The 11,906-nt window shown below is 75.4% G+C and carries 8 protein-coding genes; 3 read left to right on the top strand and 5 right to left on the bottom strand.

What is annotated here, in order from left to right; all coding sequences use genetic code 11:
• Window positions 1-4,470: DNA-binding protein (locus IE170_RS32190; RefSeq protein ID WP_189813024.1), on the bottom strand; the 4,470-nt coding region annotated here is incomplete at its 3' end.
• Complete coding sequence (locus IE170_RS32185) at window positions 4,467-5,336, bottom strand: DUF4132 domain-containing protein (RefSeq protein ID WP_189813023.1); 870 nt, start codon at window positions 5,334-5,336, stop codon at window positions 4,467-4,469. The genes IE170_RS32190 and IE170_RS32185, both read right to left, overlap by 4 nt.
• Window positions 5,337-5,589: 253 nt before the next feature.
• On the opposite strand from IE170_RS32185, the gene IE170_RS32180 reads away from it, so the two are divergent.
• Window positions 5,590-6,351, top strand: coding sequence for an HNH endonuclease family protein (locus tag IE170_RS32180; protein ID WP_223855766.1), 762 nt, complete (start codon window positions 5,590-5,592; stop codon window positions 6,349-6,351).
• A 4-nt stretch (window positions 6,352-6,355) separates the two neighbouring features.
• Here IE170_RS32180 and IE170_RS32175 read toward each other — a convergent pair whose 3' ends face one another.
• Window positions 6,356-6,892, bottom strand: a complete 537-nt coding sequence (locus IE170_RS32175) for a GNAT family N-acetyltransferase (protein ID WP_189813022.1) — start codon at window positions 6,890-6,892, stop codon at window positions 6,356-6,358.
• Between the two features lie 183 nt (window positions 6,893-7,075).
• Here IE170_RS32175 and IE170_RS32170 point away from each other — a divergent pair, with 183 nt between their 5' ends.
• Window positions 7,076-8,242 (top strand): serine hydrolase domain-containing protein, encoded by a 1,167-nt coding sequence (locus IE170_RS32170; RefSeq protein WP_189813021.1) that lies wholly within the window; start codon window positions 7,076-7,078, stop codon window positions 8,240-8,242.
• On the opposite strand, the gene IE170_RS32165 is transcribed toward IE170_RS32170, so the two are convergent.
• Window positions 8,239-9,585 (bottom strand): M64 family metallopeptidase, encoded by a 1,347-nt coding sequence (locus IE170_RS32165; RefSeq protein ID WP_189813020.1) that lies wholly within the window; start codon window positions 9,583-9,585, stop codon window positions 8,239-8,241. The genes IE170_RS32170 and IE170_RS32165 overlap by 4 nt on opposite strands.
• 148 nt (window positions 9,586-9,733) lie before the next feature.
• Between IE170_RS32165 and IE170_RS32160 the strand changes: the two genes are divergently transcribed.
• The gene (locus IE170_RS32160; protein WP_189813019.1) at window positions 9,734-11,119 is read left to right on the top strand and encodes a helix-turn-helix domain-containing protein; all 1,386 of its coding nucleotides are present in this window, start codon (window positions 9,734-9,736) and stop codon (window positions 11,117-11,119) included.
• 45 nt (window positions 11,120-11,164) lie between these two features.
• On the opposite strand, the gene IE170_RS32155 is transcribed toward IE170_RS32160, so the two are convergent.
• Window positions 11,165-11,632, bottom strand: a complete 468-nt coding sequence (locus IE170_RS32155; RefSeq protein ID WP_189813018.1) for a hypothetical protein — start codon at window positions 11,630-11,632, stop codon at window positions 11,165-11,167.
• Window positions 11,633-11,906: the final 274 nt, after the last annotated feature.

Raw genomic sequence — 11,906 nt, 5'->3', positions numbered from 1 at the left:
CGCCGCCGGGGCCCCCGGATCGGCGAGCAGCGCCGCGAACCGCGGATCGTGGACGCACCGCAGCGCCACCTCGACCGAGGTCTCGGCCTGGTCGTCGCCGCGCAGGGCGGGCAGGTACGGGTCGGAGCCGGTGGAGTCGAGGAGGCTGGTGCGCAGTGCGGGGCGCGGGCGGTCGTCGTGGGTGGCCATGACGACGGCGCCGTACCGCTCGTAGCCCTCGCCTGTCTCGGTCGGGGTGCCGGCCGCCTTGCGGAAGTCGGGCAGGTTGGCGTAGTAGCCGAGGTCGAGGAGGAGGCCGGGGGCGGCGAGGCGGTTGCGGACGGCGGTCAGTGCGGGCGGCAGTGCGGCCCGCATGGGGTCGCCGGCGGGCAGCCGGTGGGCGAGCCATGCGGTCAGCCCGAGGGTGGTGGTCAGCACGGCCGAGGTGAAGGCGGGTACGTTCGGCTCGCAGGGTTCGACGCGGTCGCGGTTGACCTTCCACGCGGTGTCGGTGCCGAGGAGGGCGGACTCGCCGGGGTTGAGGACGTCGCCCAGCGCGTCGTGCACGGCTCCGGCGGTCCGCACGGCGCGGTTCGCCTCGGCGAGCAGCCACTCGGGGACGGGGGTGCGGCGGCCGACGCGGCGGTTCCAGACCTCCGCGGCGGCGGCCGTGTCCGGGCCGTCGGTCCACAGCCGCGCCGGGTCGGCGGGCAGCAGCGCCGCGACGACCTCGCGCCGCACCTCCAGGGGGACGGCCTTCAGCTGGTTGCGGGCGATCTTGGCGTCGGCGGCCTTGATCCCGAGGGCGGTGCGGAGTTCGGCAGGCAGGAAGTGGTGCTCGTAGCTGTCGATGTTCGGCAGGCCGGCGATCAGCAGCCGCGCGGCGGTCGCGGTGACGCCGGTGAGGCGGGCGAACTCGTCGGCGGCCTCCGGGTGCAGCGGTGCCGGCCCGCGGGCGGCGGCCTCGGTGAGGAAGGCGGCCAGCCAGCCGGGGCCGCGGTGGCGGTCGCCGAGGGGGGATTCGCTGCGCAGCGTGTACGGGCCGGGGACGGCGAACCGGCCGGACGGGTCGTGCAGCAGGGCCCCGAACTCGCGCCCGCCGGGTACGGATTCGGTGTCCTCGGTGATGCCCAGGGCGGCTCCGCCGCCGAGCGGGAGCACACTGCGGGCCGACACGTTGCGGTCCCGGCCGTCGGGGGTGGTGAGGTGGCGGTCGTCGAGGTGGACGCGGACGCGGCGCCAGCGGTCGGCGGACCCCTGGGCGGAGGCCAGTCCGAGGGCGTCGATCTGCGCGAGGACGGCGCAGAGGGCCGCCCGCTGCGCGTCGTTCGCGGCGGGCCCGACGGCCCGGTAGGCGATTGCCGCGGGGTGGTCGAGCATCGCCGTGAACGGCAGGCCCGAGTGGGCCAGGGCGGGTGCGTCGAAGTGCAGGCGGCCCGGTACGGAGGCGGCGCCGGTGTCGGCGGCCGCCGCGGCGAGGCGGTGCAGGAAGCGGTAGGCCACGTCCTGGTCGGCATTCCAGTGGTAGTAGCCGCTGCCGATGACGCCGCGCAGTGCGCCTGCGAGGAGCTGGTCCGTGGGGCCCGCCGTCTCGGCGGGCCGGGCGGGCGCGGCCTCGCCGGGGTTGAGGCGGGCGGCGATCGCGTCGAGCGCCCGCTGCTGCTTGAGGGCGAACCGCGCCACGTCGATGATGCCGGCGATCAGCTTGGCGTCGGTGACCTGCGGGAGCACCGCCCGCACCAGGTCGGGCAGGTCCTCGGTCTTCTCGGCGGCGGCGACGGCCTGCAACAGCGCGGCGGCGGTCCCGGCGTCGGCGGTGCGCAGGGCTGCCGAGCCCTCGGGGTCGCGGGGGCGCAGCGCGTACCAGAAGGGCAGGGGCGGCAGCTGGACGGCTCCGGTGGAGAAGCCGTCGCTGCGGTGGTCGCCGCTGCTGACGGTGGTGACGACGCCGTCGGGGTCGGTGATGCTCAGTGCGCGCCAGTTCTGCGTGAGCCCGCGCGGCCGGTCGTCGCCGGGGACGGCGAGCGCGGCGAGGGGCATGCCCCGCCCCTCGGGGAGGCGGACGCTGCGGCCGGCGGTGTCGCGGCCGAACCAGCCCTGGCCGGGGATGCGTACGGCGTGCCAGCCGAGGAGGCCGTCCACGGCGGGGCCGAGGGCCGAGCCGTCGACGGCGGGCGCGGGGCGCAGCCAGGCGGCGCCGGCGGACAGGGTGCTGCCGGCGGGGTGGCCGCGCAGGGCGTCCGCGAGGAACGCGGGCTGCGAGAAGCGGCCGCGGGCGCCGTCGGCGGGGTCGTACTCGCACCAGCCGCCGCCGTTCTCCTGCTCGCGGCGCTGCCACACCCAGTACGAGGTGCCGTCGCACAGCACGGACCGCTCGGGCGGGAGGGCGGTGTCGCCGGCGTGGAGGACGCCGCCGCCGGTGGTGCGGCCGCCGCCGGGCAGGGGCAGGCTCACCTCGGTGGAGCGCAGCGACCAGTGGTTGCGGCCGCCTCCGACGGTGAAGACGGTGGCGGGGTCGGTGTGCCAGTAGCCCTTGACCTCGTTGGTGTTCCAGGAGGACCAGAAGACGAGCAGGGCGCCGTCGACGTAGTGGAAGCCGTGGCTGTAGGCGTTGCCGGTGGGGGCGCGCAGGTCGTGGGTGAGGACGGTGGAGTCGGCGTCGAGGACGTGGACCTGCCGCTCGTTGGCGACGATCAGGTACGGCCAGGCCTCGACGACGGTCAGCGAGTTGCCGTGCCGGGCGGCACGGGCGGCGGGCTGCAGCTCGGCGAGGGCGGTCTCCCAGGCCGGCCAGCAGAACTCCTCGAAGAGGCCGCCGCGCAGGGTGCGGGCGGTGATCTCGCCCATGTCGGCGGCGGCCGCGGCGGCCACGCCGTCGCGGGCCAGTTCGAGGGCCTCGGCGGGCAGCCAGGACAGGCGCTGGATGGCGTCGGGCAGGCCGGGCAGGCCGGCGGCGGTGGAGCGGGCGGCGACCTCCTGCATCCACTCGGTCAGCATGGCGCGGCCGCCGGGCGCGGCGGCGAGCCGGCGCATGGCGTCGCCCCCGGTGCGCGCCTCGTTGAAGCCGTACGCGGCGCGCTTGAAGGCGGGCCGGAAGCGCTGGTCGGCGGCGAGTGCGACCAGGTCGCGGCGGGCGTTGCCGGCGGCCCAGTCCGCGAGGTTCATGTTCCGGTCCCGGTGGTGGCGGCGCTGCTTCTTGCCGTCCTCCTCGGGGTCGGCGACGGGGATGCCGAGGGACAGCAGGAGGTCGAGGAGGTCGACGTCCTGGACGCCGATGTTCAGCCCGGTTTCGCGGTCCGGCGCGGCCGTTTCGGCGCGCAGCCGGTCGGCGGCCCGCTCCACCAGGTCGAGGAGGGCGGGCAGGGTGGGGCGGCTGCCCCAGCCGCTGTGGCGGGCGGCGTGGAAGCGCTCCAGCCAGCCGGACGCGCCGTCGGTGCAGCGCTCTTCGGCGGGCAGGCCCGCGTCGACGAGGCCGGCGGTCGCCCCGGACTCCTCCAGTACCTCCAGCCACAGGTCGGTGAGGTCGCCGTCGCCGCCGGGCGGCATCAGTTCGAGCAGGGTGCCGCGGACGGCGGGCTCGCGCCGGGCGAGCGCGATGAGCGCGGTGCGGTGGGCCTTCCACCAGCCGTACGCGGCGCGCAGGGTGGCGGGCAGCGGGAGCAGTTCGGCGAGGTAGTCCTGCTCGGCGCGGTTGCCGGTGATCCCGGCGGCGCGGGCGAGGCGGCGGAGCTCGGTGGCGGCCTGCGCGGACGGCGGCAGCCCGCCGGCGGTGCGGCGCACGCACAGGCGCACGAAGCGGGCGTGGGCCTCCTCGGGGCCGACGCGGACGGAGAGCGCCTTGGCGTAGCCGGTGAGGACCTTCACGGGGAGGGCGCCGACGAGGGCGAACTCCAGGAAGACCGCGTCGAGGCGGTCCTCGTCGACGGCGAGGCCGTGCTGCGCCTCGGCATCGCGGGCGCGGCCGAACAGCTGGGCGGCGTAGGTGGTGTTCTCGACCGCGAGGAAGAGGCGCGCGGCCTGCTCGTAGAAGACGGGCAGGAAGTGCGGCACGGCGGCGGCGAGGCGGCCGGCCAGTTCGTGGCAGGCGTCGAGGGCGGCCTTGGGCTTGTTCTTGGCCTGGCGGGCGACCCGGTCGAGTTCGGGGACGACGGCGAGGGCGTGGTGGCCGTCCTCGGGGTGGTGGACGAGGACCCATTCGGGGAAGCCGAGGGCCTGGCGCTGGCCGAGGCCGACGACGGGCGGCTCGGCCGAGTCGGGGACGAGCCCGAGGAAGCCGGCGGCCAGGTCCTCGGCGGGGCCCAGTTCGGCGGCGGCGAGGCGGACGACGACGCGGCCTTCGGGCAGGGCCGGGTGGCGGTAGGCGCGGGCGGTCAGGTCGACGGCGGACGGGCCGGCGTCGGGGGTGCCGACCGGGAGGACGGCCCCCGCCTTCAGGAGCTGCTCGGCCCCGGCGGCGGTGGCGGCGGTCGTGGTCGTGGTCGTGGTCGTCATCGCGCGTCCTTGCCCTCTTCGATCTTGCGGCCGGCGTAGAGCGCCGCGGCCATGCGCATCCCCTCGGACCAGGCGACCGGGCCCACCTCGGCCAGGCGGACCGTCCGGCCCTCCGCGTCGTGCCAGGTCAGTGCGCCCGTCGTGGTCTCGGCGTCGTAGTAGGGCTCACCGATCCAGACGGCCGCCTCCACGCCGCGCCCGGAGTCGCGGACCGCGCAGGTGGCGTAGCCGCCGGAGACCCGGTAGCCCAGCGAGGTGGCGCGGGCCGCGAGGCCGAAGCGGTGGGGGAAGACGCCGCCCGCGTAGTCGCGGACCTCGGTGGCCTTGTCCTCCAGCCCCTCCGGCTTGTGCCAGGTGGCCCGGTGGATCTGCTCGACGCGCTGCACGATGCCGAGTTCGGCCGCGAAGTCGCGTACGTCGTCCAGGTCGGGCAGCAGCACCGGGTGCGGCAGGGTGACGGTGCGCGGCGAGAGCCGTATGGTCTCGCCGTCCAGGTTGACGACCTTCAGCTCGCCGGAGGCGGTGGCGTCGCGGAGGAAGCCGACCTCGTCCGGGTCGTCGCCGACGACGGCCATGTCGCGCAGCGCGCCCTGCCAGGCCTCGTCCTGCCAGACGCTCGCGAGGAGCGCGGTCGGTACGGGCAGGGACGACACCATCCATGCGTCGACCTGCGCGGTGCAGGCCGCCTCGTGCCGGTCGAGCCATTCGGCGAGCCGGCGCAGCCGGTCCACCTCGGCGTGTTCGCGCAGGGCCTTGGGCAGGGACTTCAACTGCCGTCCCGCAGCCCGCCCGGTGGTGGACCGAGCCGCCACCTTTCCGTCGATCAGGGCGATTTCGTACCCCTCGCCCGCCGCCAGCCATGCCATCAGTACGTGCCTCTCCGCCTGCCCGATCCGGTTTCACGCAGCATTGGCCAGAGGCGAAAAATCACCCCTGAGCTGCGGTATGTCGGGGACATTAGCGAGGCCCTCTGACAACGCCCGGGCCAGGGTGGGGCATGGGGGCGGCCGCAGCCCGTCTCGGGTGCGGGCGGCGGCGGTTGATTGTCCGGGTCTGGGTAGCCTTGACCGGACGGGATGCGTTGCGGAACCGCTTCAGGGGGAGTTCGTGGGGGGATTCATGGGGCGTCAGATACGTCTGCGCCGGGTGCGGGTGGCGGCCTCGGCGCTGGCCGTGGCGGTGGCGGCCGGCTGCGCCGGGAGCCCGGCCGGCAGCGGGGGCGGCGGCGGAAGCGGAGTGCCGGTTCCGGGCGGGGGCGGTGCACTGCCGTCCCCGCCGGCATCGTCCGCGGCGCCGCCCGCGGGCGGCGCCGAGCCGGCCCGCGGGGACGTCCTGCCGGGGCTGGTGGACGCCGAGACGGCCCGGGCGCAGCTCGCCGCCCTTACCGTGGCGGCCCCGGGGACGATGGCCGGATACAGCCGGTCCCGTTTCACGCACTGGGCCGAGCAGGGCGACAGGTGCGACACCCGCGAGACGGTCCTCCAGCGCGACGGGCAGGACGTGGTCCGGGACGCCGAATGCCGGGCCGTCACCGGGACATGGCGCAGCCTCTACGACGGGGCCGTCGTCACCGAGGCGTCGGGGATGGACATCGACCACATCGTGCCGCTCGCCGAGGGATGGCGGTCGGGCGCGGCCGCCTGGGACGCCGCCAAGCGGAAGGCGTTCGCCAACGACCTCCTGCGGCCCCAGCTGCTCGCCGTGTCGGCGGCCTCCAACCGGTCGAAGGGCGACCAGGCGCCGGACCGCTGGCAGCCGCCGGACCGGTCGAGCTGGTGCCAGTACGGCCGTGCCTGGACGACCGTGAAGGCCGCCTACGGGCTGACGGCCACCGAGGACGAGAAGCGGATGCTGGGGACGATGCTCGACACCTGCTCCTGAGCGGTCAGGCCGCGTACTCGGTCAGGTCGATGGCGTACACCTGGAGGGCGTGGCCCTGCTCGGGGTGCGTGATCTCCCGCTCCGCGGCCATGCCGAGCTTCTCGGCCACGTTCGCCGAGGCGTGGTCGCCCACCCGCACGACGGCGACGACCCGGTCGACGCCCCGGTCCTGCAGGGCGAACTCGAGCGCGGCCTGCGCCGCCTCGGAGGCGTAGCCCTGGCCCCAGAACTGGCGGCCCAGCCGCCAGCGGATCTCCACGTCGGACGGGAGCCCCGGCAGGTCGTCGGCCACCACCGACAGCCCGACGGCGCCGATCAGCTCCCCGGAGGCGAGGAGCTCCACCGCGAACTGCCCGAAGCCCTCGTCGTCCCACTCCTCCTCCCACCGCTCGACCTCCCCGGCGGTGGCGTCCGGGTCGAGGGGCGAGCCGTCGCCGGTCCAGTGCATCACCGCCGGATCGGCGTTGATCTCCGACAGGGGGACGACGTCGTCGTCGCTCCAGCGGCGCAGGAGGAGGCGGGGGGTGCGGATCTCGGTCATGGCACCATCCTGCCGAAGCGGGGTGGGCTGCGGAAATCGGGGGGTGGGCGGGGCCGGCCGCCCCCTTCCCCCACACGGCGGACCCGCAGGCCGTACCCCCCGGTCGCAACCGCGATCGCCGCGGCCGGAACCCTAGGATGCGGCAGGTGACCCCCGACGGCGCACCTGCGAGAGGCGGTAGTGATGGGCGGTCTGCGCGAGCTGCTGGAGCCGTACGTCGACCGCGGCGAGCTGCCGGGGGCGGTGGGCCTGGTGTCCCGGGACGGGCGGCTGGAGGTCGAGGCGGTCGGCTCCGCCGATGCCGAGGGCAGCGCGCCGATGGTCCGCGACTCCCTCTTCCGGATCGCGTCGCTGACGAAGCCCGTCACCGCGGCGGCCGTGCTGATGCTCGTCGAGGACGGCCGGCTCGCCCTGGACGACCTCGTCGCGCCGTGGCTGCCGGAGCTGGCCTCCCCCGTCGTGGTGCGCACGCCGGAGGGCCCGGTCCGCGAGGTCGCCCCCGCCGACCGGGAGATCACCGTCTTCGACCTGATGACGTCCCGCGCCGGCATCGGCTTCTCCCCCGCCGGGACCGATCTGCCCGCGGTCCGGCCGCTCGTCACCGAGCTGGGGCAGGGCCCGCCGCAGCCGCAGCAGGTGCCCGCACCGGACGCCTGGATGGAGGCGCTGTCCCGGATCCCGCTGCTGCACCAGCCGGGCGAGGCGTGGCTCTACAACACCTCGTACGACATTCTGGGCGTCCTCGTCGCACGCGTCTCGGGAACCGCACTGCCCGCATTCCTGGAGGAACGCATCTTCGAGCCCCTCGGCATGGCCGACACCGGCTTCTCGGTGCCCGCCTCCGACCTGGGCCGCTTCACGTCCCTCTACCGGCAGGGCGGCGCCGGCGGGCTCGAATGCGTCGACGCCCCGCACGGGCAGTGGAGCACCGACCCGGCGTTCCCGTCCGGGGCAGGGGGGCTCGTGTCGACGGCGGACGACTGGCACGCGTTCGCCCGCATGCTGCTCGCCGGCGGCGCCCTCGACGGCGGGCGGGGCCGGCTGCTGCAGCCGGAGTCCGTCCAGCGGATGACGACGGACTGGCTGACGCCGGACCAGCGGGCTGACGCCGAACCGTTCCTGGAGGGGCAGGGCTGGGGCTTCGGCGGCTCCGTGGACGTCCGGCCGCGCGACCCGTGGCACGTCCCCGGCCGCTACGGCTGGGTCGGCGGCACCGGGACGGCCGCCCATGTGACGCCGTCCCGGAACTCCGCGGCGATCCTCCTCACCCAGGTCCGCCTCACCGGCCCCACCGCCCCGGAGGCGATGCGGGCGTTCTGGACGTATGCGGCGGGGGCGGCCGCGGGCTAGAGGCGGACCTTCCACGTCAGGGTCGTGCGCAGGGACTCAGCCGCCTTCGGGTCCCTGACCGCCGGGGTGCGGTCCTCGACGGTGACCGACAGCCGGTGCGTGCGCAGGTCCAGGAGCCACAGCTCGGCGACGGCCACGTTCGTGCGCCCGGCGAACCGCTTCAGCTCGCGGCCGTCGAGGTACCAGCGGACGTCGAGCTGCCGCCCGTCCGCGCCGGTCAGGCGGGGGACGGACACCTTGGCCCGCTGCGGCAGGCGCAGCACCCGGTCGGTGGAGGTGAGGGCGGTGGCGGGCTTCGCGTGCTGGTAGAAGCCGGCGATCATCGCCTCGGTGCCGGGCAGGTTGAACGGCTTGCCGAGGACCCGCATCAGCGAGTTGTCGGTGGGCCGGAACAGGCCGGTCGCGTAGTAGCCGCCGCCCTCGTACGCGCCGACGGTGCCGCCGTCCGGGGACGGCTCGCCCAGCCAGCGGTGCCACTTGGTGCGGGCGGCGGCCATCCGGTCGGCGGTCAGGGTCGAGGTGTTGGAGTCGGCGGGCTCGGGGCCCTCGTACTTCTCGTAGCCGGGCGTGTCCGGGTACCAGTACTCGTCGGCGAGCTTGCCGAGGGAGTGGCCGGTCTCGTGGATGGCCACCTGGCCGGACTTGGCGTTCCCCGCCGAGGCCGTGGAGATGCCCTCGTAGCCGAGGGTGGCGCTGCGCTCGTTGTAGCCGGCGCCGCCGTACTTGGCGCTGTTGGCGAGGACGATGACGAGGTCGGCGTCGGGGGCCTTCTCGACGTACGAGTCCACCTTCTCCTCGTCGATGCAGAGCAGGCGCTCGATGTCCTCGCACCAGAAGTAGGAGCCGAGCGCCGTGTCGCGGACGGTGTCCCGGTCCGGGTCGCCGGTGACGCCGGAGTCGTGGGAGACGGCGTCGACGGTCCACACGTTGAAGAGGTTGCGGTAGGTGGCGTACGGCTCGACGGCCGTGATCTCCGCCCACTTGGCCTGCGTGTCGCTGTGGAAGCGGTCGAGTTCGCCGGCGGTGTAGCCGTCGCCGACGACGACGACGTCGAGGCGGTCGGCGGTGGGGCCGTTGTCGACGGCCTTCGTCACCTTGCCGTCGGCGGCCCGGGCCGCGTCCGAGAGGCGCGCCCCGCTCGCCGCCCTGCCCGGCGAGGTCACCCGGATGTGGCCCGAGCCGGCGACCGTCCCGTCCTCCGGGCCGGGGACCTCCACGTGCGGGGCGCCGTCGGCGGGCCGGGGCGCTGCCGTCGCGCCGACGGGTCCGGCGGCCAGCAGCAGTGCGGTGGCACCGGCTGCGGCGACCACGGCGCGCAGCGCCCTGCGGGCGGCTCTGTTCATGACGTCATCCCCCGGATGAGAAGGCGAGGCTGTTAAGCGGCGGAGTAAGCGAGCTGAACCGGCTGCTTAAATTAGGGGGTGCACAGGACGTGCGCAATGGCTCGCCTCCCCTGAATACTTGGGGAGTTGGAACCACCAGGGGGTTGGCATGGACGAACCGGCCGCGATCGGCCGACGGGTGGCCCGGCTGCGCGCCGAACGCGGGCTGACCCAGCGGGCGTTGGCCGAGCCCTCGTACACCCCGGCGTACATCTCGACCCTGGAGGCGGGGAAGGTGCGGCCCTCCGAGGCCGCCCTGCGGTTCCTCGCCGGGCGACTCGGGACGACGTACGAGGAGCTGTCCACGGGGCGCCCCCCGCACCTGGCGACCGAACTGCGGCTCCGCCTCACCGACGCCCAGCGCACCCTGGCCACCGGCGACGCCTCCGAAGCGGCAGGCCTCTACCGGGAGGTGCTCGCCGACGCCGAACGGCTGGGCCTGGACCCGGAGCGGGCGGAGGCGCTCCTCGGGCTCGGCGAATGCGCCTTGGAGGCCGGGGACCTGGCCGCGGCGACGGCGCACTTCGAGGCGGCGGAGCAGCACCTCGCCGACGAACCGCCGCCGCGGAAGGCGCGGGCGGTGCGGGGGCGGGCCATCGCCCATCTGCTCGCCGGGGAGCTGCGCTACGCCTGCTACCTGCTGGAGACGGCGATCGACGAACTCACCGCGGGCGGGCTCGCCGACCCGGAGGCGCTGGTGCTGCTCTACACCGCGGTCATCAGCCCGTACACCGACATGGGCGCGCACGCGCGGGCTGTGCACGCCGCCGAGACGGCCCTGGCGCTCGCGCCGCAGGTCCACGACCCGGCGCTGGTCGCGGGGATGCACCGGCAGGTGGCGCGCACCTTCCTGGCGTCGGGCCGGGTAGCCGAAGCGGACGCCTCACTGGCGAAGGCGCAGTCGGTGTACCGGCAGTTGCAGCTGCGGACCGACCTCGCGCACTGCCACTGGATGAGGGGGTACGTGCACTCCCAGAACGGGGACCTGGCCTCCGCGGAAGCGGAGCTGCGCACGGCGCGGGACATGCTGGCGGCCCGGCGGGCCGCGCTGTACACGGCGCAGGTGGAGGTGGAACTCGCGGACGTGCTGCGCCGGCTCGGCCGCGGCCCGGAGGCGGCCGAACTGCTGTCGGGGCTGCTGGACCTGGGCGACAGCCACGGGGCCGTGCACGCGGCCGGGGCACACCGGCTCCTCGGCCTGATGGCCGACGAGCGCGGCGACACCGAAGCCGCCGAACGGCACTACGTCCAGGCCCTCGCCCTGCTGGAGCGGAGCGGCGCCGGAGGCGACCTCGCCGACCTGTGCCGCCTCCTGGGCGACCTCTTCCGCCGCACGGGCCGCACGGAAGCCGCCCTGGACGCCTACCGCACGGGCCTCGGCCACCGCGCGGCCCCGGGCACGACCACGCTGGGGCCGGCACCGGCGGGGGTGCCGGGGGTGGTGGGCGCCGGGGGCGGAGGGCCGCGGCCGGGGGTGGGCGGCTCAGCGTCGTGACCGGTGTGGCCGGTGTGGCCGGCGTGAGCGTCGGGACAACAGCCTTCAGCCGGCTTCACCGGTGAGGCAGGCGTGGCAGAGGCATCGGTCCGGGTGAGGGGCGTACGGCGCCTGCCTGGCTCGGTCTCGGGACGCGTACTTCTCCAGCGTCGCGGAGACGTCCGCTGCGTAGTCCTCCGACACGAACCCGCGTGCACGTCGGGCGTCCCGCAGCCGCTCGAGGACCCGCGGGGTGTGGACGAGCTTCGGGCGGAAGCTGTGCAAGTGGCGCGTCGCCGTGTCGATCACGATCCACCGCCCGGTATGCCGCTCACGGCCCACGGCCGTGATCCGATCACCCCCAGGACCCCAGTACGCGTCAGCGACGTAGACCTTCGCCCCGCCCTTGAAGCATTTCGTCCCTGGGCGCAGCTCCTGGCCCCCCACCCCGCACCGGCGCCATGCCACGACGTTCGCGGCCACCAGCCAAACCGGCTGCGGCTGTTGTGGCGGCGGGCCGTTCGAGTGGTCCATGCGGCGCCTCCCCCTCCACCCGTTCCAGCGGACGCCCTGCCGGGTCCGCAGCGGGCATCGTAAGCCGGGTGGCACTCGGCAGCGCTCCGATTTACGGCGGCGGCGAGGCAGGTTGGCAGGTTGGCAGGTTGGGGTGCCCGGCGGAGGGAGGCGGGGCGGCGTGGGGAGGGGGCGGTGGAGTAGCCGGGGGGAGGGGGAGGCGCGGGCGGACGGGCGTCCCGCGCAGTCCGATTGTTTCCGGGGCGGGCCGGCCCCTCAAGGGCGCTCCCTGCGG

Origin of the sequence: Streptomyces toxytricini (genome assembly GCF_014649915.1) — a bacterium.
Taxonomy (GTDB): domain Bacteria; phylum Actinomycetota; class Actinomycetes; order Streptomycetales; family Streptomycetaceae; genus Streptomyces; species Streptomyces toxytricini.
The sequence above is the reverse complement of the archived record's forward strand: the minus strand, read 5'-3'. Positions and strand labels throughout refer to the sequence as shown.

Coding starts and splice junctions, on each gene's coding strand:
- IE170_RS32185 (WP_189813023.1), bottom strand. CDS start 5,336: ATGGCATGGCTGGCGGCGGGCGAGGGGTACGAAATCGCCCTGATCGAC.
- IE170_RS32180 (WP_223855766.1), top strand. CDS start 5,590: ATGGGGCGTCAGATACGTCTGCGCCGGGTGCGGGTGGCGGCCTCGGCG.
- IE170_RS32175 (WP_189813022.1), bottom strand. CDS start 6,892: ATGACCGAGATCCGCACCCCCCGCCTCCTCCTGCGCCGCTGGAGCGAC.
- IE170_RS32170 (WP_189813021.1), top strand. CDS start 7,076: ATGGGCGGTCTGCGCGAGCTGCTGGAGCCGTACGTCGACCGCGGCGAG.
- IE170_RS32165 (WP_189813020.1), bottom strand. CDS start 9,585: ATGAACAGAGCCGCCCGCAGGGCGCTGCGCGCCGTGGTCGCCGCAGCC.
- IE170_RS32160 (WP_189813019.1), top strand. CDS start 9,734: ATGGACGAACCGGCCGCGATCGGCCGACGGGTGGCCCGGCTGCGCGCC.
- IE170_RS32155 (WP_189813018.1), bottom strand. CDS start 11,632: ATGGACCACTCGAACGGCCCGCCGCCACAACAGCCGCAGCCGGTTTGG.